The 474-nt window shown below is 36.9% G+C and carries 1 protein-coding gene; it reads left to right on the top strand.

Going from position 1 to position 474, the window contains the following annotated elements; translation table 11 throughout:
- Positions 1–348 (top strand): TraE/TraK family type IV conjugative transfer system protein (locus tag Trichorick_RS09245; protein WP_323739359.1); only part of this gene is annotated, 348 nt, incomplete at its 5' end.
- Positions 349–474: the final 126 nt, after the last annotated feature.

Genomic DNA, 474 nt, shown 5'->3' with positions numbered 1-474 from the left:
CACAAAAGAGACATGATTTTAAAATATACCTCAAATAGCGATCCGAGCTTTTCTAAAAAGATAAACGAATATTTTGCGGATAGCCTAGAGAAGTACAAAAATTTTGATCTAGTTACTTACTTTACCGTAAAGAATATGGAGATCGATGAGGTTCAGGGTGAGGTAATAGCCCACGGCATCTTAACTTCGAGATACGGTAAACACGGATTTGAATCTAGTCCTACTTCTTACCGTCTTAGTTTTGAATTTAGCGGCGGTTATTTACGGCTAAAAGAGTTTAATCAGGTAATAGACGATAAAAATAAAAAAGACGATAAAGCCGAACCGAAGGGAGCGTTAGTTAAATGAAAAGCCGGGTAAAAATCTTAAAGAGCAAGTTGTGTCTAGCGGCAAAATTATCCTTGTCGGTAAAATTACTGCTTATAACTTTCGCTTGCTCGGTTTGTGCTAGTACCGAATTTAAATATTCGGGGA

Source organism: Candidatus Trichorickettsia mobilis (genome assembly GCF_034366785.1).
Taxonomy (GTDB): Bacteria; Pseudomonadota; Alphaproteobacteria; order Rickettsiales; family Rickettsiaceae; genus Trichorickettsia; species Trichorickettsia mobilis_A.
This window is presented reverse-complemented; position numbering and strand designations above follow the sequence as displayed.